19 protein-coding genes and 1 riboswitch are annotated in these 20,482 nt (G+C 66.2%); of the genes, 6 read left to right on the top strand and 13 right to left on the bottom strand.

Annotated features, from left to right (window positions below; genetic code table 11):
• Window positions 1-4: 4 nt before the first annotated feature.
• The 8 genes from MRUB_RS06335 to ribD all read right to left on the bottom strand — a co-directional run bounded on the left by MRUB_RS06335 (window position 5) and on the right by ribD (window position 11,218).
• On the bottom strand, window positions 5-2,506 hold the full coding sequence (locus MRUB_RS06335) for a UvrD-helicase domain-containing protein (protein WP_013013529.1): 2,502 nt from the start codon (window positions 2,504-2,506) through the stop codon (window positions 5-7).
• Window positions 2,503-4,731, bottom strand: coding sequence for a hypothetical protein (locus MRUB_RS06340; protein WP_013013530.1), 2,229 nt, complete (start codon window positions 4,729-4,731; stop codon window positions 2,503-2,505). The genes MRUB_RS06335 and MRUB_RS06340 overlap by 4 nt, the downstream gene beginning before the upstream one ends.
• Complete coding sequence (locus MRUB_RS06345) at window positions 4,722-6,017, bottom strand: vWA domain-containing protein (RefSeq protein ID WP_241476907.1); 1,296 nt, start codon at window positions 6,015-6,017, stop codon at window positions 4,722-4,724. Before MRUB_RS06345 ends, MRUB_RS06340 begins: the two co-directional genes overlap by 10 nt.
• Window positions 6,011-7,054, bottom strand: coding sequence for an ATP-binding protein (locus tag MRUB_RS06350; protein WP_013013532.1), 1,044 nt, complete (start codon window positions 7,052-7,054; stop codon window positions 6,011-6,013). The genes MRUB_RS06345 and MRUB_RS06350 overlap by 7 nt, the downstream gene beginning before the upstream one ends.
• A complete protein-coding gene (locus MRUB_RS06355; protein ID WP_024050116.1) occupies window positions 7,041-7,931 on the bottom strand; it encodes a hypothetical protein in 891 nt (296 codons plus the stop codon). The genes MRUB_RS06350 and MRUB_RS06355 overlap by 14 nt, the downstream gene beginning before the upstream one ends.
• Before the next feature lie 291 nt (window positions 7,932-8,222).
• A complete protein-coding gene (locus MRUB_RS06360; RefSeq protein ID WP_013013534.1) occupies window positions 8,223-9,422 on the bottom strand; it encodes a bifunctional 3,4-dihydroxy-2-butanone-4-phosphate synthase/GTP cyclohydrolase II in 1,200 nt (399 codons plus the stop codon).
• Window positions 9,403-10,032: a riboflavin synthase gene (locus tag MRUB_RS06365; protein ID WP_013013535.1), complete on the bottom strand. Its 630-nt coding sequence runs from the start codon at window positions 10,030-10,032 to the stop codon at window positions 9,403-9,405. The genes MRUB_RS06360 and MRUB_RS06365 overlap by 20 nt, the downstream gene beginning before the upstream one ends.
• Before the next feature lie 31 nt (window positions 10,033-10,063).
• Window positions 10,064-11,218 carry a bifunctional diaminohydroxyphosphoribosylaminopyrimidine deaminase/5-amino-6-(5-phosphoribosylamino)uracil reductase RibD gene (gene ribD, locus MRUB_RS06370; protein WP_013013536.1) on the bottom strand — a complete coding sequence of 385 codons (1,155 nt, stop codon included), beginning with the start codon at window positions 11,216-11,218 and terminating at the stop codon, window positions 10,064-10,066.
• A 25-nt stretch (window positions 11,219-11,243) separates the two neighbouring features.
• Window positions 11,244-11,364, bottom strand: a riboswitch (FMN riboswitch).
• Window positions 11,365-11,454: 90 nt separating this feature from the next.
• Here ribD and ribH point away from each other — a divergent pair.
• The 4 genes from ribH to MRUB_RS06390 all read left to right on the top strand — a co-directional run bounded on the left by ribH (window position 11,455) and on the right by MRUB_RS06390 (window position 15,050).
• Window positions 11,455-11,928 (top strand): 6,7-dimethyl-8-ribityllumazine synthase, encoded by a 474-nt coding sequence (ribH, locus tag MRUB_RS06375; protein WP_013013537.1) that lies wholly within the window; start codon window positions 11,455-11,457, stop codon window positions 11,926-11,928.
• A 163-nt stretch (window positions 11,929-12,091) separates the two neighbouring features.
• Window positions 12,092-12,574 (top strand): carboxymuconolactone decarboxylase family protein, encoded by a 483-nt coding sequence (locus MRUB_RS06380; RefSeq protein WP_013013538.1) that lies wholly within the window; start codon window positions 12,092-12,094, stop codon window positions 12,572-12,574.
• Window positions 12,571-13,317 carry a GGDEF domain-containing protein gene (locus tag MRUB_RS06385; RefSeq protein WP_013013539.1) on the top strand — a complete coding sequence of 249 codons (747 nt, stop codon included), beginning with the start codon at window positions 12,571-12,573 and terminating at the stop codon, window positions 13,315-13,317. The genes MRUB_RS06380 and MRUB_RS06385 overlap by 4 nt, the downstream gene beginning before the upstream one ends.
• Window positions 13,314-15,050, top strand: coding sequence for a PAS domain-containing protein (locus tag MRUB_RS06390; protein ID WP_013013540.1), 1,737 nt, complete (start codon window positions 13,314-13,316; stop codon window positions 15,048-15,050). The genes MRUB_RS06385 and MRUB_RS06390 overlap by 4 nt, the downstream gene beginning before the upstream one ends.
• On the opposite strand, the gene MRUB_RS06395 is transcribed toward MRUB_RS06390, so the two are convergent.
• Window positions 15,031-16,026 (bottom strand): response regulator, encoded by a 996-nt coding sequence (locus MRUB_RS06395; RefSeq protein ID WP_013013541.1) that lies wholly within the window; start codon window positions 16,024-16,026, stop codon window positions 15,031-15,033. The two genes, MRUB_RS06390 and MRUB_RS06395, sit on opposite strands and share 20 nt — an antisense overlap.
• Window positions 16,023-16,385: a hypothetical protein gene (locus MRUB_RS06400; RefSeq protein ID WP_013013542.1), complete on the bottom strand. Its 363-nt coding sequence runs from the start codon at window positions 16,383-16,385 to the stop codon at window positions 16,023-16,025. The genes MRUB_RS06395 and MRUB_RS06400 overlap by 4 nt, the downstream gene beginning before the upstream one ends.
• A 253-nt stretch (window positions 16,386-16,638) precedes the next feature.
• On the opposite strand from MRUB_RS06400, the gene MRUB_RS06405 reads away from it, so the two are divergent.
• Window positions 16,639-17,412: a DUF1385 domain-containing protein gene (locus tag MRUB_RS06405; RefSeq protein WP_013013543.1), complete on the top strand. Its 774-nt coding sequence runs from the start codon at window positions 16,639-16,641 to the stop codon at window positions 17,410-17,412.
• Between the two features lie 136 nt (window positions 17,413-17,548).
• On the top strand, window positions 17,549-17,821 hold the full coding sequence (locus MRUB_RS06410) for a hypothetical protein (protein WP_013013544.1): 273 nt from the start codon (window positions 17,549-17,551) through the stop codon (window positions 17,819-17,821).
• Between the two features lie 130 nt (window positions 17,822-17,951).
• On the opposite strand, the gene MRUB_RS06415 is transcribed toward MRUB_RS06410, so the two are convergent.
• Genes MRUB_RS06415 through MRUB_RS06425 form a run of 3 tightly spaced genes read right to left on the bottom strand, consistent with a single transcriptional unit; the run spans window position 17,952 to window position 20,480 of the window.
• Window positions 17,952-18,554, bottom strand: coding sequence for a response regulator transcription factor (locus MRUB_RS06415; RefSeq protein ID WP_013013545.1), 603 nt, complete (start codon window positions 18,552-18,554; stop codon window positions 17,952-17,954).
• Window positions 18,551-19,711 carry a sensor histidine kinase gene (locus MRUB_RS06420; protein ID WP_013013546.1) on the bottom strand — a complete coding sequence of 387 codons (1,161 nt, stop codon included), beginning with the start codon at window positions 19,709-19,711 and terminating at the stop codon, window positions 18,551-18,553. Before MRUB_RS06420 ends, MRUB_RS06415 begins: the two co-directional genes overlap by 4 nt.
• Window positions 19,712-19,745: 34 nt before the next feature.
• Window positions 19,746-20,480: an ABC transporter permease gene (locus tag MRUB_RS06425; RefSeq protein WP_013013547.1), complete on the bottom strand. Its 735-nt coding sequence runs from the start codon at window positions 20,478-20,480 to the stop codon at window positions 19,746-19,748.
• Window positions 20,481-20,482: the final 2 nt, after the last annotated feature.

Here is a 20,482-nt window from a genome sequence, read left to right on the forward strand (position 1 = left end):
TGGGTTAAGATATTGAGCTGGGGAGGGCTACAGGCTTCTCGGGGTAGTCGTTGGGGGAGGCTTCCCGCTCTTTCACCTGGGCAAGATCCCACACCCGCTCCCAGCACCCACCGAGCAACTCCCCGAAGGAGGGGGGGCGGGGAAACTCTTCTTCGGCCGTGGTCATCCAGAAGTGACGCGCACCGAACCCCGGGGAAAGCACCAGCAGATCCCGGGCTCGAGTGAGGGCCACGTAGAGGAGGCGCGCCTCCTCTTCGACCTGGCCGCGCAGGCTTTCCTTTAGAAGCTCCGCGTAAAGCCCACCTGGCTCTTTGTCCAGGCGAATTCCGAGGCCCCTCTCGGGGTGGAGCAGGAGGGAGGGGCTGGGGGCTGCGGGCCTTCTGTCCAGGCCCACCAGGAAGACCACCCGCCACTCCAGGCCCTTGGCCGCGTGAACGCTCAGGAGCTGGACGGCCTCGAGGCCCCCCAGGGGCGGCCTGGGTAGCTCCAGCCTGCGGCGCGCCAGGGTCCTGAGGCGATCCACCACCCCCCACAGCCCCTCGCCGCGGGCCTCCAGGCCCCTGACCAGCTCCAGGAAAGCCCCGTAATCCGCCAGGCGCCGCTCCGGCCCCGGAAGGTGGGCCAGGACGGCGGTGTACCCGGTGGCCAGGTCGGCCTCCTGCAGGAGGAAGCTGGGAAGCAGGCTCCGCTTCTGGCGCAGCTCCTCCAGCATCTGCCGGGGCTCCTCCGGGCCATCCGCCTGGAGGGCCTCCCACCAGGAGGCGGCCTGCCGACCCTCGGCCAGCCGGTGCAGAACAGCGTCGGGAACGGCAAAGTAGGGGCTTCGCAGGAGGGTCAGCAGGGCCAGGTCGTCCCGGGGGTCGGCCAGGAAGGCCAGGAGGGCCATCCCGTCCCGGGCCTCGGGGGTCTCCAGGAGGCTCCCTCCACCGGCCGATACGGCCGGGATGCCCTCGGCCTCCAGGGCCCGGGTGAAGGGCTCGAGGGTGTTCCAGGTGCGGGCCAGGATGGCGATCTCGCCGGGGCGCAGCGGGCCGTCTGGGAGCCCTTTTTCCAGAAGGGTGCGCACCTCCTGGGCCACCCGGCGGGCCTCAGCCTCTCGCAGCCTTTCTTTATCTTTGCTGGGCAGGGAGCCGCTAAAGACCAGGCGCCACAGGCAGGGTTCGGGGCTGTTCCAGGCGGGGCGGGTGGGCTGTAGGGGCTGGTGCAGGGGGCCGAGGAAACCCTCGGCCAGGCGATCCACAGCCTCCAGGAGGGGGGCCTGGGTGCGGTAGTTGGCCTCCAGCCGGACGGCCCGCCCCCGGGGCCGGGTTTTCACCTCCTCCACGAACCCCGTAAAGACCCGGTGATCCGCGTAGCGGAAGCCGTAGATGGCCTGCTTGCGATCCCCCACCACCGCCACCGGGGCCTCTCCGAAAAGCCGCTCGAGGATCTCCCCCTGGATGGGGTTGGTGTCCTGGTGCTCGTCCACCAGAAAGGCCCGCCAGCGTGCCCGGTAGGCCTCCAGCACCGGGGGGTGATCCAGGGCCCGCAAAGCGTGCACCTCGAGGTCGGCGAAGTTCAGGACGCCGTCCTCCCGCTTGCGCCTCTGGAGAAAATTCCGCACCCCCTGAAAAGCCTCCGCCAGGAGGTGGCGGTGCTTCAGGAGGAATAGATCCCCCGAGCCCATCTCGGGCAGAAAAAGGGCTGCCCGCCGGGCCTTATCCTTCAAGTCGCGCAGAAACTCCCTGGCCTCAGGGGCCCGGGGCAGCTTGAGGAAGCGGATTTCTTCCAGATGTTTACGGGCCATCTGGGGGTCGTTCTCGGCCGCCGCGGCCGCCTCCAGGAGCATGGATACCGCATGGTAGAGGTTGACTAGCTGGCTGGGGTGGTGGTGGGACTTCATCTTCCGCAGTTCTCCATCCATCTCCTCGGCCAGGCTGCGCACCTGATGGGCCCACCGCGCTCGACCCTGGTGAAACGCCCGCTCCAGGGCCTCCTGCCCCCCGGCCAGGCGCTGCTCCAGGGTGCGGAAAGCCTGCTCGGCCTCCAGGGGTTGGCGCAGGAGGGTCAGGAGGGCCTCCTCCAGAAGGCTGTAGGGAAGAAGTTGCTGGAGCTCCGGGGGCACCCCCTCCTCCAGGGCCTCGTCCAGGTGCTCGGAGAGCCAGAGGGCGCTTTCCACCTCGTCCAGAATGCGGAAGGCCGGATGAACCCCGGCTTCCTCGGGGTACTCCTGGCAGATGCGAGCCGCCAGGCTGTGCAGGGTCCCGATGGGGGCGGCTTCCACCTCGTACACCCGCTCGGGCGCCACCTGGCCCTGGAGCACCCGGCGCACCCGGGCCCGGAGTTCCCGGGCGGCCTTCTCTGTAAAGGTCACGGCCACGATCTCCAGGGGGGAAAACCCCTTATGCTCCACCAGCCAGAGGTAGCGGTGGGCCATGAGGTGGGTTTTGCCCGTCCCCGCCCCGGCCTCCACCGCCACCGGACCGTCGTGCTCCACCGCTGCCCGTTGTTCCGGGTTCAGGCTCATACCTTCTCCTTCCGCGCAAAGTGGGCACCGTGGCGGCACAGGGCCTTGAAGCCGCAGCTCCAGCAAGCCTTCTGGCTCCAGTCAGGGGGGAAAGCGGTCTGGAAGAAGCTTCCAGGGTTGACCTCAGAGGCCTGGTCTTCTCGAGGCTCCCCGTAGAGGTGCACGAACTCCACCTGGGCCTGCTCGCCCACCACCTCGGGCAGGATGTTCCTGAAGACGTTCAGGGCGGGGTCAGGCCCCTCCCGGCCCACATAGACCAGCACCCAGAGCGCCTCCGAGCGGCGCTCCACGTGATCCAGCCGGCCCTCCAGCGGGATGCCCTTCCAGGTGGCGGTGAAGGGGGCGTCTACCAGGAGAAGCTGGCTTTCCTGGGGCAGGATGGCCTCCGATTCCAGGCGCGCCCGCAGGGCCTCCCGGTGGCCCCGGGCCAGGGGAAGCTGGGGCAGGCGTTCCAGGGCCGCTTCCTTGGGGTTGGGGTGAAGGTGCACTTCCCGCAAAAGCCTCCGCAGGGCCTCGGCCCGGGGGTCTGGGGCCCGGTGGGGGCGCAGCACGCCCCGCAGCCAGAAGCGGAAGGGGCAGCGCCTGAGATCGGGAAGGGCTTCCAGGGGGATGGGGCCCCGGGGGATTGCCCCCACTTCCCCCTCGTGGCTGGGTATCCGGTCGTAGAGGCGGTGAAACTCCACCCACAGGGCTTTCCGGGCTTTCTGGGCCACCGGGTCTTGCAAGGAGAGCTGGGCCCACCGGGCCTCGATGGGGCTGGCTGGGGGGAGGTGGGCGGGCGGCTGGGCCTCGAGGCCCAGTTCCTCCAGCAAGGGGCTTGGGGCTAAGGGCTCCCGCCCCAACCGCAGGGGGAGGGAAAGGTGGAGGGTCTTTTGAGCGGTGAGGAGGAGGGCCAGGGCGGAAAGGCGTTCCCGCTGGGCAGCCTCCACCGGGCCTTCCAGGGGCAGGCCGTGGGCTTCTCTGAGTCGGCGGCGCAGGTGGAAGGGCAAAACCGGGTCGTCCGCTACCGGCTGGGGCCAGAGGCCCTCCGCCGCCCCCAGGACAAAAAGGTGATCTACCGCCGCCCCAAAAAGGGCCAGGGGGCTGTGGAATTCCACGCCCTTACCCGGCCAGTAGGGCACCGCCTCCTGTCGCAGGAGGCTTCGCAGCTCTTCCGCTAGGGCCGGGCCTTCCCGCACCTCTCTCTGATAGAGGCCGAGCAACTTGCGGATGGCCTCCTTGGCGGCCCGCTCCCGGGGGTTGGGGGTGGGTAGGGTTTCCACCCAGTCCCACAGGGTTTGGGCGTAGGCCAGCCCCGGGGCCTCCGCGGGCAGGGCCTGGAAGGCCTCCACCTCTGGGGCCAGGGGGTGGCGCTTCAGGAGCCGCAGGGGCGCCCCCTGCCAGCCCGAGGCCCAGGCAGCCAGGAGGAGATCGAAGGCCCGCCCCACCAGGGTTCGCTCCAGGGAAAGGCGCTGAAAAAGGGACAGGGATAGACCGTACTCCCGGGCCACGGCCAGGAGGAGGGGCAGATAGACCTGCTCCTCCCGGGCCGAGATGGCGATCCGGCGGGGAGGCACCCCAGCCTCCAGGCGGGCCCTGACCTGTTTCAGGGTGTGGCGAACCTCCGCCTCGGGGTCGGGGTGGACAGAGGCGGAAGGCTGGGCCTGAACCCATTTCCTCCAGTCCCAGGGGCCCGGCTCTCGCACCACTTGGAAGCCCTGGGCCTCGAGGAAGGCCGCGGCCTCCTCGTTGAGGCGGAACAGAGGGTCATCCCCAAAAGGGAGCCAGACCTCGCTACCTGGGGCGGCCAGGCGGGCCAGGAAGGACAGCTCTCCGGCGCCTAGGTAGGGGTAGCCCAGCACCTGGATGGGCCGGGGTCGGGAACGGGCGCGGTGGAAGACCTCTGCCGAATCACAAAGCCCTTCCTGCCGCAGGCTTTCCAAATAGCCCTCCAGGGCCTTGCGCAAGGGGCCTGCCTCCAGGTGCTCGGGCTCGGCCCCGGCTCGAAGGAGAAGGCGCAGGGCCGGGAGCAGCCGGGCTGCTTGCTCCGGGCCTGCCACCCGGGCCAGCCGCAGAAACCGCTCAGGCCCTTGCGCTACCCGAAGCCCGGCCATGGCTACTTTTTCCAGAGATTGAAAGGGCACCCCATAGCGGTAGGCGGCCTGGGGGGTGGGCACCAGCACCCGCAACTCCCCCCGCGGAGCCGGGGGGCGGTGGGTCAGGTAGAGGGTGCGCGCTAATCCCATAGCCGGGCCACCTCCCCAAAGGGAAAGCCCTCGTCCGCCAGGCCCCCCGGGGCCACCACCCAGAGGACGGGGAACCGGGGGGGCGTTTCGAGAAAGTCCCCATACCCGTCGGTGAGGTAGACCGCCAGGATCTCCCCCAGGGGGTTCTCCTGGGCCTCCAGGTGGCGGAAGAAGGGGCGGAAGTCCGTGCCGCCGCCCCCCCTTGGCCTAGGCCAGGGGCCCTCGGGCTCCAGGGGGTAGGGGCCGTAGAGCTGGGCGTCCGCGTAGTAGAGCTGGGCCTGGGTTCGGGGGTAGGCCCGCAGGATGGCCCGCACCTCTCCCAGGAAGCGGCTGAGCACCGCGCTCCCGATGGAGCCCGAGGTGTCCACCGCGATGTGCACCCGCACGTTCCACTCCTCCAGGGCCTCGAGGTAGAGCCGCTGGTGCACAAAGCGGCGGTCCAGGCCGCCGAAGTCCGTGGGGGTGGGGGTGAGGAAACGCCAGAGGAGGGTGCGCCAGTCCAGCCGCCCCTCCACTGCCTCCCGGTACTCCCTCGAGGCCCCCAAAGCCCCCTGGCCCTGGGAGCGGCTCCTGTAGGCGGTCTCCACCGCCACCTGGGCCTCCTCCAGAACCCGGCGCCAGTAGTCCCGGAGGTTGCTCGGGGCCAGGGCTTTCCCAGACCCGTCCTCGAGGCCTTGACTAAGAGCGTTTCCATCCCCTTGACCGCTGCGCTTCTGAGAGGCTCCTTTACCCTCACCTCCTTTTTCCTGGGCAGGGCTGCTTCCTTCTGCACCGGCCTCGCTGCCTTCTTCCCGATCCCCGCCCTGCCCCTTTTCAGCGCCACCTGGCTCGTCCAGGGACTCGTACTGGGAGGGGGCCTCCTCCAGCAGATCGGGCTGGGGTAAGGGAGGGGGCTCGGGGAGGAGTGCGTAGACCTCCTCCACCGGCAGATCCTGCAGGGCCAGATCCCGCAAGGCCCCCTGGGGCAGGCAGCCCACCCCCTCCCGCTCCACAATGCCGTTTACCACGATGTCCGCCGCCACGTTCCAGCGCAAAGGATCCCGCCCCCCCCGGCGGGGCAGGTGGCTGTAGGCCGCATGGAGAACCTCGTGCAGGAGAACCCCCAGCGCCTCGTCGTCGGTGAGGGTCTCCACAAAGGCAGGGTTGTAGTAAATGGCGTAGCCATCGGTGGCCATGGTGGGTATCTCAAAGGTCTCCCGCAGGGGGGCATGCAGGAGGAGGGTGCCGAAGAAGGGGTGGTCGGCCAGGAGGCGCAGGCGCAGGCGGTGGAGGCGTTCCCTTACCACAAGCTCCCCCATCCCGTGTTCTCGGTAGCAAACCGGAAGTAGCGCTGGCCGAACTGGTTGAGCCCTGGGCTCTGCTGAACGGCCTCTAGCCATACTCCACGCTCCAGACGCTCCAGGACGATAAAGGCAAAGAGGTACAGGAGCTCGTCGAGAAAATTGTGCTGGATGAGCCACTCCCCTGCCCGGGCCACCTGCCCGGCCTCCACCACCCGCTGGGCCAGGCCCACCACCGCCGCGTAGCGGGCGGAGAGCTCCCTAGGAGGCTTGGGGTTTTTCCCCTCGAGGATGGCCTCGAGGTCGGGAACCTGCCGCAAAACCCGCAGGAAGGCCTCAAACTCCCCCGCGGCCCCGGGGCCCACCGCCGGGGCGATGGGGAGGCCTTTCTCGTGGAGGCGGCTGGCCATCTCCCAGCTCCGGGGGCTGGGCCAGGCGGGCTCTTCCCGGTGGAGCTGGTGCAGGAGCTGTGGGCGGAAGCGCAGGAAGGCCAGGATATCCGGGTGCAGGCCATTTTGCACCGCGTACTGGGTGAAGGCGTCCAGATCCGGGCGGACGTGGAGGTGGAGGAAGCGGTTGGCCAGGGGGGCGGGCATGGCGTACACGCTGGCCGCATCCTCCTTGCGGTTGCCCGCCGCCCAGATGAACCACCCCTCGGGCACCCGGTAGGCGCCCACCTGCCGATCCAGGATGAGCTGCTGGGCGATGCCCTGGACGGCCGGGGGGGCCATGTTGAGCTCGTCCAGGAAGAGGATGCCCCGGGGCCCGTGCACCTCCTCCCGGGGAAGGAACTCCGGGGGCCACCAGCGGCTCACCCCGTTCTCGGGCACCGGCAGGCCGCGCAGGTCCGTGGGGGCCAGCTGAGAGAGGCGGAGGTCGATGGGCTCGGGCAGGCCGTGCTTCTGGGCCACCTGGCGCACCACGCTGGACTTGCCGATGCCCGGCGGGCCCCAGATCATCAGGCTCAGGGCCAGGCTTTTGGCCACCAAGCTGTCTAAGAAGGCTAGGAGCTGGGCAGGGGTCATCTCCTCAGGACGGCTCATGCTTCCTCCTCGCGCGGTCCCGCACCACACTGGCGGGGTCTTCTAAAAGCTTCTGCCGGAGATCCTCCGGTAGGTCGGGCCTCGAGGCCACCTCCGCCCGCACCGCGGTCTCTGGGTTCTCCGCCAGGCGGGCTAGGAGGGCGTGGGAAAGCCCCGGGCGTTGGGCCAGGAGGAGGCGCAGGTGCACCGGGCCCTCCAGCCAGGGGAGAAGGGCCGCTTCCGGGAGGGCGGCGAGGGCTTCCTGGGTGGCCCGCTGGGGTACAAGGACGTAGAGGCGGGCTTTGAGGTCTGGGGGGAGGTCCCTTTGAAGCAGGGCCTCTGCCCACTGGGGCTGCCCCTCCAGCTTGGGCCAGAGGGCCTCAACCAGCTCCGGCGGTAGGTCTTCCCGCTGGCAGAAACCTTCCAGGACAAAAGGGTTTTTACTCCGGGCTATCTCACGCAGCACCCTTTCGGGGGTGGCCGGGTGGCGGGCCAGGAGGATCTCCAGATAGGGGCCTCGAGGGGTGAAGGCCAGGGCTTTGGGCAGCACCTCCTGGCTTTCCTTCTCCATGGCTTGGAGCAGCCGGATCAGTCCGAGCACCGGCTCATTCTGAGCCTCGGGGCGCGCCCAGGCCTGGGCCCTCACCCCTGGGTCGGGATCCTGCACCAGCCGGAGCAGGGTCTCGGGCGGAAGGGGTTTTTGAGCCAGCGCCAGGCGCAAAGGGGTGTAGGGGATGCCAACCAGGATGGGCAGCCAGAATGCAGGCACCTCTTCCCAGGCCTGCACTGCCCGCAGCAGGAGCAGGGGAGAGAGCGAATGCAGGTACTCTTGGGATTCAGGGACGAGCCAGGCGGGGTTGGCCAGAGCCGCGCACGGGCACACCTCAGCCAGAGTCACAAGCTCCTCGAGGGGTGTCTCGGGATTGGAGGCCCGTGCGCAAGCTTCATCACTTGTCAATGAATCTAACATATATTTTACCTAGATTACACGATTACACCCGCATGGTGTAATCCCGTGTTTTTGCCAAGTGGCACACAAAGATGGGTGGATAGCCTAGCCTGCCCGCCAAAAAATTGATCAAGCGCGGTGCGCCCGGCAGGTGAGAGGAAAATCTGCAATGAAGGCCCACAGGCAACAATATGGGTAGCTTTGAGGAAGGCACCGATCTGCTCGGTGCGATCATCAAGCTCAGCCGTCCATCCAGTGCCCCAGCCGATCCCGCTTGGCTGCCAGGTATCCCTCGTTGTGTGGGTTATCTCCACTTCGCAGGGGCACCCGCTCGAGAATCTCGAGGCCGTAGCCGGAGAGGGCCCGCACCTTGCGGGGGTTGTTGGTCAGCAGGCGTAGGCGGCGAACGCCCAGGTCGTAGAGGATCTGCGCGCCCACCCCGTAATCGCGCAGATCTGGGGGGAAGCCCAGGGCCAGGTTGGCCTCCACGGTGTCCAGACCCCTATCCTGCAGGGCGTAGGCCCGAATTTTGTTGACCAGGCCGATGCCCCGCCCCTCCTGGCGCAGGTAGACCAGCACCCCCCGTCCCTCCTGAGCGATCATCTTCAGGGCCAGGTCGCGCTGGAAACCGCAGTCACAGCGCAGGCTGTGCAGCACATCCCCGGTCAGGCACTCCGAATGCATGCGCACCAGCAGCGGCCCGCCCCCCGCAACCTCCCCCATGACCAGCGCGGCGTGCTCCTCGCCGGTGAGGGTGTCGCGGTAGGCGATGATCCTGAACGCCCCGTACTGGGTGGGCAGGGCGGCTTCAGCCTCGCGCGCCACGTAGCGTTCGCCAAGGCTCAACCTATAGCGAATCAGCTCGGCAATGGTGCCCACCCGCAGGCCGTGTTGAGCGGCGAACTCCAGGATGGCCGGCAGCCGCATCATGGTGCCGTCGTCGTGCATGAGCTCGCTGATGGCCGCCACCGGCTTGAGCCCGGCCAGGCGGCACAGATCCACGCTGGCCTCGGTGTGGCCGGCGCGGCGCAGCACCCCGCCCTCCCGGGCCCGCAGCGGGAAGACGTGGCCCGGGCGCACGAAGTCCGCGGCCGTCACGCCGTCTTTGGCGGCCAGGCGCACCGTGGTGGCCCGGTCGGCGGCGCAGATGCCGGTGGTCACCCCCTCGCGGGCCTCGATGGAGACCGTGAAGGCTGTCCCCCTGGGCGCGGTGTTGTCCCGCACCATGGGGGGCAGCTCGAGGTGATCGGCCCAGGCCTCGGTCATCGCCAGGCAGACCACCCCCCCGGTGTAGCGGATCATGAAGGCCATCCACTCGGTGGTCATGTGTTCAGCGGGCATGACCAGGTCGCCCTCGTTCTCCCGATCCTCGTCGTCCACCAGGATGACCGGGCGACCGGCCCGGATCTCCTCCAAAAGTTCAGGAATCGAGCTGAGCATCGCGTCCTCCTGTTGTGCTCACTCCTGTTGTGCTCACCAGACGCTCCAGGTAGCGGGCCAGCAGGTCGACCTCGAGGTTCACCTCGTCCCCCTCTGCCAGCTCCTTTAGGGTGGTGACCTCCAGGGTGTGGGGGATCAGCGTCACCCAGAAGCGGTTGCCCTCGACGCCGGCCACCGTCAGCGAGACCCCGTCCAGGGCCACCGAGCCCTTGGGGGCGATGTAGCGGGTGAGTTCCTGCGGCACCTCGAGCCAGACGTCCCAGGCCCCCATCTCGCGGTTGATCCGCACCACCCGGGCCCGCCCGTCCACGTGGCCCGTGACAAGGTGCCCGCCCAGCCGGTCGCCCAGCGCCAGGGCGCGCTCGAGGTTGACCCGCTGCCCCACCTCCCAGCGCCGGGCTGTCCGGCGGAGGGTCTCCTGGGCCAGTTCCACGGCAAAGCCTTCTGAACCCAGCTCCACCACGGTCAAGCAGACGCCCGAAACCGCCACCGAATCCCCGAGCCTGGTGCCCTCCAGCGCCCGCTGGGCCTCGATGAAAAGCCGCCGCAAACCACCCATCTCGCGGGCCTCGCGGATCACCCCTGTTTCCTCGACAATTCCACTAAACATCCTCACCTCACCGAAAGATGCCCCGGCCCGTTCAGCGCCAGACCGGATAGGCCTCCAGCCAGATATCCCCTTCCAGAAGCTCCAGCCGCCGGGTCTCGAGGCCCAGCGCTTCGTCCATGCGCCCGGCGGCGAAGCCCAGCAGGGCCCCCCGCCCCTCTCCTACCAGCTTGGGCGCCAGGAACAGGGCCACCTTGTCCACCCACCCTTTCCGCAGCAGGGCCCCGGCCAGGGTGGGGCCGCCTTCCAGCAGCACCCCGTCCACGCCCTGCTCCCAGAGCCAGGCCAGCGCGGCCTCCAGGCTCACCCGGCCCCCCTCCCGGGGCAGCTCGACCACGGTGGCCCCGTGCCGCTCGAGGACGCGAATCCGGGCGGCGGGAGCACCTGCACCCACCAGCACCGCCACCCGCGCGGGCTCACCCCTGGGGCCCGGTGCGAACAGCCGGGCCCCCGGTGGGGTGCGGGCCTCGGTGTCCAGCACCACCTTGAGGGGGTCGCGCAGGGGGGGCGGCTCGAGCAGGTGGGGAAAGGCCCGGAAGTCGGGCTCGCGCACGGTGAGCTGCGGATCGTCCGCCAGCACGGTGCCCACGCCCACCATCACCGCCGGCAGCCACTGGCGGTAACCCTGGGCCACCCGGCGGGAGAGGGCGTTGGATACCCAGGCGGCGTGGCCGCTCCGGGTAGCCACCTGCCCGTCCAGGCTGAGCGCGGCCTTCCAGAGCACGAAGGGGCGCCGCCGCCGCAGGGCGTGGAAAAACACCTCGTTCTGGGCCCGGGCCTCGGCCTCGAGCAACCCTAGCTCCACCGCCACCCCGGCCGAGCGCAGCCGCTCCAGGCCCCCCTGGGCCTTCGGGTTCGGGTCGCGGGCTGCCACCACCACCCGGCCGACACCGGCCTCGAGGAGGGCCAGGGAGCACGGGGGGGTGCGTCCGTGGTGGTCGCAGGGCTCCAGGCTTACGTAAAGGGTGGCCCCCTGGGCTTCTTCCCCTGCCTGGTGCAAAGCGAAAACCTCGGCGTGGGGTTCCCCAGCCCGGGGGTGGTATCCTTCCCCCACGATGCGGCCGTTCTTAACCAGCACCGCGCCCACCAGGGGGTTGGGATGGGTGTGGCCCCGGCCTCTTTCCGCTAGTTGTAGGGCTCTTCGTAGATAGCGCTCATCCAGGGCGCACTGCAAAGAATGTTCAAGCACACCACCGCCGGGCTACCCCGGCTTTCACCTCCTTCTCCCATCCGGACTGTTACCGTCGGCCTCAGGATTCCACTGAGTCGGGCCCCTTGGGGGCTTCGCGGGCTTTCACCGCCGGTCGGGAATTGCACCCTGCCCTGAAGGAGGGCATAGCGTAGCCTAGCTTATTACATAAGCCCACGGACTCTGTAGGGCACACTTCTTTGTCGCCGTAGACCTGCCGCTCTAGTATGGCGTGTATGAAGCGTGTTCAAACCCTCCTCTCGGCCCGCGATGTTCGGATAGCCTTCGTAGTAAGCCGTTTCAACGAGCGCGTTACCCGGGCGCTGCTGGATGGGGCGCTCGAGGCCTATACCCGCCTCGGAGGCAACCTCGAGGAGGCCTGGACGGTCTGGGTGCCGGGTTCCTTCGAACTCCCTCTAGCGGCTAAAAAGCTAGCCCAGCGCCCCGAGGTGGACGGGGTCGTGGCCTTGGGGGCGGTCATCCGTGGGGAAACCCCACACTTTGAGTACGTCAGTGCCCAGGCTGCCAGCGGCTTGATGCAGGCCATGCTTGCCAGCGAAAAGCCCATCGCCTTCGGCGTGCTCACCACCGATACCTCCGAACAGGCCGAGGCCCGGGCCGGGGGTAAGGCCGGCAACAAGGGGGTGGAGGCGCTGTACAGCGCCGTGGAGATGGTGCAGCTCTTACGGGCTTTACAAACCCCTAGCTGACCTGTGGGTTGGCGCTGCAGAATGCAGCTTGCACCTCCTCCCAGGCAGGCAGACCGCTGTGGGCGGGCCCGGGTAAGGGGCTCGAGCGGGTTGCGTTGGTTGTGAACTGCCTGGGCCGCTGCAATGTTCTAGACTTGCTGATAGGCAATTGGAGGAGGTGAGCATGGAGCACATCGACCAGGAGATCGCGGAGGAACTGGGCTTTGGTCTGGTGCCCAATGTCTTTGCCTATGCGCAAAGCTCCGAACTAAAAGCGGCCTTATGGAAGGCTTTCCGCCACGTGGTGCTACGAGGGCTGCTGCCCCGAACAGTCAAGGAGATGATGGGGGTGCTCGTCTCGCGGGCCAGGGGTTCGAGCTACGCCGCCGAGGTGCACCTCCACGCCTTGATGGTGCAGGGCACCGAGACCGCGCTGCTGGAGGCGCTGCGGCGTGGGGAGGTGCCTTCGGGCCTGCCGGGTAAGGTACAGGCCTTGCTGGCTTTCGCCCACAAAGCGGCCACGGCCCCCGATCCAGGGCTGCTGGCGGGCCTGCGCCAAGCCGGGCTGAGCGAGGCTGAGGTGCAGGAGGCGGTAGCGGTGGTGGGGCTTTTTGCGCTGGTCAACACCTGGACTGATCTGCTTGAGATTCCTGTAGACCCCCTGTGAGCCTCGAGCCCCTCCTCCTACGCCTGCTGCTGCTGCACGAGGCAGTGGTGGGTTATGGCAGCCTGGATTTTAACGGGGTTCTGCAGCGCGCAAAGCATGCAGCAGAATGGATTTTTGAAGATGGTAAGCTGGAAGTGGTGCGCCCTGAAGCAGCTATAGGCCTTCCAGCGCGCGGGAGGGTGCCGGGGGGCTATGGGGCCTACTTCCCCGGCCCACCGGAGCCGCTGTACCTGCGCCTGGCATACCCAAAGATAGATGACGCCACCGAACTGCGCATAGCGGCCCTTTTTGTTGACCATCTGCTGGCAGCCCTGGAAGGGGCGGGCTACCGCGAGGAACTCGAGCGCCAGGCCCGCATCGACTGGCTCACCGGGCTGGGCAGCCGGCGTTTCCTCGAGCGGCGGCTGCAAGAGGGTCTTGGCGAGGGATGGGGTCTGGCCCTGCTGGATCTGGACGGACTTAAACAGGTCAACGATACGCAAGGTCACCTGGCCGGGGATCGCCTTCTAAAGGCACTGGCTGAGAGCTTGCGCCGCTACGCCCTCGAGGCCTACCGCCTGGCAGGGGACGAGTTCGTCGTGGTGCTGAGCCGGGAGGATATTCCACGGCTTCACCGCGCCCTGGAGGGCTTCGCTGTGAGCTATGGGGTGTCCTGGGCCGAAGAAGCACAGGGCGAAGCCCTGCTGGCGCTGGCCGATGCGCGGATGTACCAGCAAAAGCGCTCCAGGGGGAGGGATCGGTGAGGGATGAGATTTTTCGCATTGCGGTAGAGACGATTCTGGCTGGGGTGGTCATTACGGATGCCCAACTCCCCGACTACCCAATCGTCTACTGCAACCCAGGTTTTGTGCAGCTCACTGGCTATCCTTCAGAAGAAGTACTGGGGCGTAACTGCCGCTTCCTGCAGGGGCCTGCTACCAACCCTGAGACCGTTGCGCGCTTGCGCCGGGCTATTCATGAGGGGCGCCCAGCGCACGTCCTGCTGCTCAACTACCGAAAAGATGGTCAACCTTTCTGGAACGATCTGCGCATTGCGCCGGTGCGGGATGTGGAGGGGCGGTTGACGCATTTCGTGGGCATCCAGTCCGATGTGAGCGCGAAAGTGGAGGGCGTTCGTTTGCTGGAGCAGGCCCTGGAGGAGTGGCGTAGCACAGTGGACACGCTGCCTGAAATGGTATTCATGACCGATGAGGCCGGGCGCGTGCGACGGTGTAACCTGGCTGCCGCGGAGTTTTTTGGCTTGAGTTTTCACACTATCATAGGCCAGCCCCTGGCCAGTCTGCTGGGTCAGAAAGAGGAGCTCTTTCGCGGCGCTGGAGGGGAGTTTCGCCTGGGACGTAGCAGCTACGTTGTGCTTAACTATCCGATCCCCCGCCGCCCGCATGAATGGGTTCATGTGGTGCGGGATATCACTGCTCATAAAGAGATCGCATCCCAGATGGAGTGGCTGCTCACAGCGGTAAAGCAGGCTGCAGAGGCTATGGTGCTTACCGATCCATCCGGACTAATCGAAAGCCTCAACAATGCGTTTCAAGCCAAGACTGGCTGGCAAGAGGAAGAAGCGTTGGGCAAGGATATTTTTACGCTGCAGGCCATCCCACCAGAAGTCGCATCTGAGATACGCCAAACACTAGGGGCTGGACGGGTGTGGAGTGGTAGCTACCAGGCCTGCCGCCGCACCGGTGAGGTTTACTTGGCGGAGGCTACGATCTCACCGGTGAGGGATCTCAAGGGGCGCATAGTCAAACTGGTTCACATCCAGCGGGATGTAACGGAGCGGCGCCGCCTCGAGGCTATCGCCGAGACCATCAACATGACCGAGCAGATCGGCTATGTTTTCGCCGGTCTGCGCCATGAGCTGGTGAACCCTATCGGCTCAGCCATGATGGCCCTCAGCGCGTTGCGAGAAAATGTGGCCCTTTGGCCCCTGGAGAAGGTGGTGGAGTACGTAGAGCGGGCCCTGGCCGAGCTGGATCGGGCGGGTTATCTGCTGCGCACCCTCAAGACTTTTAGCCTGGAAGAGCTCGAGCTAGCACCGCTGGAGCTAGGCGCCTTTCTGCGACAGTTTGTGAAGCTAATACAGGAAGATTTCGAGCAACGGGGTATCAGCCTTTCTCTTGCTCCCACGCAGGAGAAAGTGATGGCGCTGGCTGATCCCAGGGCGCTGTACCAGGTACTACTCAATCTGCTATCTAACGCTGCAGATGCCCTGGAAGGACAGCCTTTGCGAGAGATTAGCTTGCGCCTGGAACGTCAGATACAAACGGTCGAGCTGGTAATAACGGACACTGGCCGGGGGATGGGGCCAGATGAGATGGCCCGGCTGTTCCGCCCCTTCTACACCACCAAGCCGCAAGGAAGCGGGCTTGGGCTGGTTATCGCTCAACGGCTGATGGCGGGGATGCGGGGTACCATCACGATAAAAAGTGAGCGTGGCCGGGGTACCGAAGTAACCCTTACCCTTGAGGGGGCTTGAGGATACCCCCAAGCTGAAGGCGGGCGAGCGCCAGCCGCTCCGGCCCCTCCAGTAGCAAGCCAAGCAAAGCTGTGGGTTTCTTGAGGGGACGTACCAGCAGGGCCCACCCTGAGCTGCACAGCGTCAGCTCTTCCACCTCTGCGCCGGCGAGTTGCTGGGCCACTTGACAGGCCAGGGCCAAAGAAGAGCCAAAACCCGCCACAACCTGGGTGAGCTCGCCTGTTCCGGCCAGCAGCTCACCCTTGGGTGTCAGCAAACACGCTGCCCGCACCCCCTCAATTTCTAAACAGGCTTCCAGGGGAAATTCTACACTTTGGGTCTTTCCCTTATAACGAGCAGCCTTAAGGAGCAATTGGGTCAGTGGGATGGGTTTGCCTGGCGCCCCGGGCTGCGCCTGGCGTACCTCGATGCGCACATCCTGCCAGGATAAAATCTCCAAGGCTGCCGCCTCTCCCTGCAACGCCCCTGCCTCTGCCCCGATCAAAGCGCCTGCGAAACAGCGCAATACCCCTACCTTTCCCCTGGCCGTTACCCAGACATCGCATACTTTTCGCTCCAGCTCGATAAGCTGTAAGAATCTTGATAAGGCCGAAGTACCTATGCCGTTTACATGCTCCCCGGCCAGTGCCTGGCGAATGGTCTCGAGGAGTTGCGGTAGTCGAAAGGGCTTCTCGAGGTAGGCATAGACTATACCCTGCAAGGAGCGCCCCATTGCCTCGCTACCGAAGGCGGTCATCACCACAATTGGTATCTGCGGGAAAGCGCTCGCAGCATAGGCAACAAGCGCGAGTCCATCCGTGCCTGGCATTCGCAGATCGCTGATCAGGAGGCTTACGTTTCCCTCTTCCAGGATGCGCACCGCTTCCGAGCCGTCTGTGGCGGTAAGCACCTGGAATTCCTTGCAATACGGCTGAAGCCCCTCAGCCAGGCTGCGGAGGAACAGCGGCTCATCGTCGACGATGAGCACCCGCCTCACAGGGTGAGCTTGCCCTCCACCTCAGCGAGCTTGAGGCGGGCCAAGGCCAGGTTGGCCCGTCCTCGGTCAAGCACATAGTAGAAAAAAAGGTTGTTGTGTTTTTGGCCCAGCCGAATCAGGTGGTACTGCTTACCAAGGGTAATCAGGATATCCTCGATGCGATCCTGTAGGCCCAGGCCCTGCATGGTTTTCAGTTTGGCCCGGACAACCTCGGTGTTGCCCGCAGCGGCGAATTCCAGGTTGACCCCCCCACCGGCCATGCCCAGGGCCATCCCGCTCTTGAAGTCCACCAGGGCCGCCCCCAGGGCGCCCTCGAGCCCCAACAATTCCTCCAAGCATTCTTTTACGTTGCTAGCCATATATCCTCCTGCCTAAAGTTTAGCTAGCTGCCCACTGCTCCTTGGTTTATTTGTCACAAGCGCGGTAGGACTGCACCTGTCCAGAAGTACGATGAGCTGTGTATGGAAAACCTGCAATGGAAAGGGATGCGGACTATCCAGATTCGGTTCTGGGCGATTTACAGCGGCGGGGCCGTACAGAACCTCGATTTGCGAACAGGGCTATACGGATTTTGCCCTATACTCCAGAAGTAGTTTCTGGAGGTCATGAAGAATGGATCTGATCGGTGGTATGGCCCTGCCCACAGGGGTGGTATTGGTCAGCGAGGAACGAACGGCGGTGGGCTATCACGAGAATGGCAAGCTCCGCCTGCACACCCGGACGATTGAGGCTGGGAACAGGGGGCGCGTCAGGCGGCTGGCCCTGCTGCTGCTGGAAGGGTTGAGAGGTCTGAGCCATGTTTACAGTGGAACCCCTGACAGCCGGCAAGATTTCATCTATACGATGATCACGATTGTCGTTGGGGCCATTACTGGTACAGCCATCCGGGCGTTGGGCCTGGCCACGTTGCAGGTGGCGTTGTTAGCCAACCTGCTGCTGGTAGTGGGCTGTGTTCTGGCCTACTACTACTACGAGCCTTTTCGTCGGTTTGTGCTGGAGTTTCGTCGCTACCACGGAGCCGAACATAAGGTAGTGCAGGTATTGCTGGCGGGCCGACCGCTAGAGGATGCGAAAGACCCTTCCGTTCCAATCACCACCGTTCATTGCGGCACCAACCTGTTTGCCCTGGTGCTGCCGTTTGGCGTGCTTTTCTTCTTCACTCCGATATGGCTGGCGATCCTGCTGGGCCTGGTGCTACCTTTTGCCCTGCTACCCCTCTGGGGCTGGATGCTGGATCACCCGCAGCACCCCGTCGCCCGGGCCTTCCTGGGCCTGGGCCTGTGGTTCCAGCGTTTTACCGTGGCGGAGCCGGAAGAGCGGTACCTCGAGGCCGCCATCCTGGCTGCCCGGGCGCTGAAGTGCGAAACAGTTCAGCCATCAGATTAAACGCGGCCTCGAGACGATTAGTGGCTTTGGAAGCCCTCCCTTAAGGGGGTGATCAGGTGGGAGGCGGTCACCCAGTTGGGCGTTCCGGTCAAAAATCACGGTTGGTTCTGATAGTCGACCTAGAATCTAAAACCGTATGTGGTTTTTTGCGGCACGCAAACCCCTCGAGGAAGCCGAGGTAGAGAGAAGGCTGATCCTCCTCAAAACCCAGGTAGAGGCCAGGCTTCACCGCCACGAGGCCCGTAACCAGGTCATCCATGAGCGCGCAGAGGTGCCCGCCTGGGTATTGACGGAAGGCCCCACACTCCTTGCCCGACTCTTTTACCACCTCGAGCTCAAAGGCTTCTACGAGCACAAGGAGGTGGAGGAGCGTTACACCTTCCTCCTGCCCAACAACCCCAGCCGATAGAGCCGGCCCGCGCCCAACCGGCGCTTCCACCTGCGCACCCTCTTTTTGCTCCGGCGCCCGCTCCGCTAGGCCTGTCCTTACCTCGAGCCGCCTGCTGGCAAGCCTCAAGGAGGCTCCAGCCATTCCGTAATTAAAGCCAGCCCTTCTCCCGGGCAATGCGGGCCGCTTCCACGCGGTTCTGAGCCCCCAGCTTGCTGATGGCCTCGGAGAGGTAGTTGCGCACGGTGCCTTCCGATAGCCCCAGCTCGGCGGCGATCTCGGCGCTGGTGCGGCCCTCTCCAGCCAGGCGCAACACCCTGCGCTCGCGGTCGGTGAGGGGGTCTTCCTCGCTCCAGGCCTGCGCGGCCAGAAGGGGGTCGATGGCCCGGCCTCCCAGGTAGACCCGGCGCACAGCCTCGGCCAGTTCGGAGGAGGGGGCGTCCTTGAGGAGGTAGCCGCTGGCCCCGGCCTCCAGCGCCCGCCGCAGGTACCCGGCGCGGCCAAAGGTGGTCACGATGACAACACGGGTTCCCAGGCCCAGCTTTTTCACCTCAGCGGCGAGCTCGAGGCCGCTCAGGTGGGGCATCTCGATGTCGGTGATCAGAAGGTCGGGCTGGTGGGTTTTTACCTCTTCCAGGGCGCTCCGGCCGTCTTTGGCTTGAGCCACCACCTTGATGTCGCCCTCAAGCTCCAGCAGCGCGGCCAGGGCCCCCAGAACCAGGGCCTGGTCTTCAGCGATGACGACGCGGATCATAGGGTATCGGGGCTGGGATGAAGGGTTTTGGGGAGCGCCTGGGAGGAGGTGCGCTCGGGGTCGGCTGTGGGCAGCCACAGGCGTAGCTTGGTGCCGCCGTTACTGCTGCGCTCGAGGCGGCCCCCCAGGGCCTCGGCCCGCTGGCGCATCCCTTGCAGGCCCGAGCCCTCCTCCAGCACGCCGCCCTTGCCGTCGTCCTCCACCTCCAGGAGCACCCCGCCCCCTGCCTTCAGCAGCCGCACTGCGCAGCAGGTGGCGCCCGAGTGGCGGATGACGTTGGTCACCGCCTCGCGCAGGGCCAGGCCGAGGACGCTTTCCTGGGTGGGGGAGAGGGTGAGCGGCTGGATGTAGCAGTCGAAGCGAATTCCAGCGGTCTGCAAGGCCAACCTGGCCCCCGCCAGTTCGCCCTGCAAACCCCGCGACCGGTAGCCCTGCACGGCCTCGCGCACCTGGGCGGTGGCCTCGCGCGAGATACGCTCGACCTCGCGCATCTCCTGGGCGGCTCGAGCGGGGTCGCGCCCTGCGAGGCGGGCGGCGAGCTCGGCTTTGAGGGTGATGACCGAGAGGGTGTGGCCTAGCAGGTCGTGCAGGTCGCGGGCGATGCGCTCACGCTCGGCAATGGCCGCCAGGCGCTGGTTTTCTTCTAGGGCCGCCTCGAGCTCGCGGCGGTGTTGCTCCCGCTTGGTCTCGCTGAGGTTGCTAAGCCCCACCCCCAGCACGAACACCGCGGTAAGGACGGAGGAGACCATGCTGATCTGCGCGGGCGTCCCCACCCCCATGAGGATCAAAAAATAGAAGGCTGTGAGCCCCACCAGGCCCCAGACAACCCGCAGGGCCAGCCTCGAAGGCCACAGCCCACCCGCGAAGGCCGCGGCGTAGATCAGGTAGACGTTGGCGCCGTAATTGAAGGGAGCTACCGTCAGCCCCAGGGCGGCCAGCGCGGCGGTGGCGACCAGGCGGGCGCGGTTGTGGTGGGGGCGCCGTAGGAAGAAAAGCAAACAGATCGCCACCGAAAGCAGCGTGACCGCTGCGTCAACCCGGCTAAACCCCGGGTCGAGGGCGGGCTGCCACAGCAGGTTGGCCAGGTAGACCAGGTAGGCGTAATCGTACCACCGGGGCCGCCGGGCAGGCGAACGATTGGGCTGAGGGGTGGGCATGGCGGCTAGTAACCTCCCTATTTTACTTCGTCGCCTAGCTAAAACGCTGCCCTTCATCACGCCGGTAGCCCCACAGGGCCAGGGCTCCAAAAATCAGAGCGAAGACGGCCAGCCAGGCAAAGTCCTGCCCATGCCAGGGCTGCCCGGTCACCGCCGGCCACACCACCTCGCCCCAGCGCCGGGTGGGGGTTAGGAGTGAGATCGGCTGCACCAGGGTGGGCAGCTGCTGTGGCGGTGCCCACAACCCGCCCGCGTACGAGAGCGGCAGGTAAAAGAGCTGGGCCAGGGTCACCGCACCCCTGGAGGAGGCGAAGTAGCCGATAGCAAAGCCCAGCAGGCTAATGGGAATTGCACCGGCCAGCAGGGCCAGCGCCAGGCGGCCCCAGGCCACCGGCGGGAGGTGGACGGGCGTGGTGAGGTGGGCCACCAGGGCCATCACGATCGTAGCGCAGGCGGCAAAGGTGAAGCCGTTCAGAACCCTCGAGGCCAGCCGCACCAGCGGCGGGGCCGGCAGGGTGCGCTCGTAGACCGCCCATGCCGAGGCTCGATCGTGGGCGATGCCCACCGCAAAGCCAAAAAACAGCGCCCCCATCACCGCGAAGATCATGAAAGAACCCAGCGCGAAATTGGCCCCGCTGCTGTCCCGGACGCTAGAGGGAACGAAGAAAAGGAAGAAGAGCGCCGGAAAGACGATGCTGCCGATGAAGTAGCCGGGGTTGCGGGAGAGGGAGAGGAGACCGGCTTTGTACTGGGCGAGAACGAGTTGCATCT

Origin of the sequence: Meiothermus ruber DSM 1279 (genome assembly GCF_000024425.1) — a bacterium.
Lineage (GTDB): Bacteria > Deinococcota > Deinococci > Deinococcales > Thermaceae > Meiothermus > Meiothermus ruber.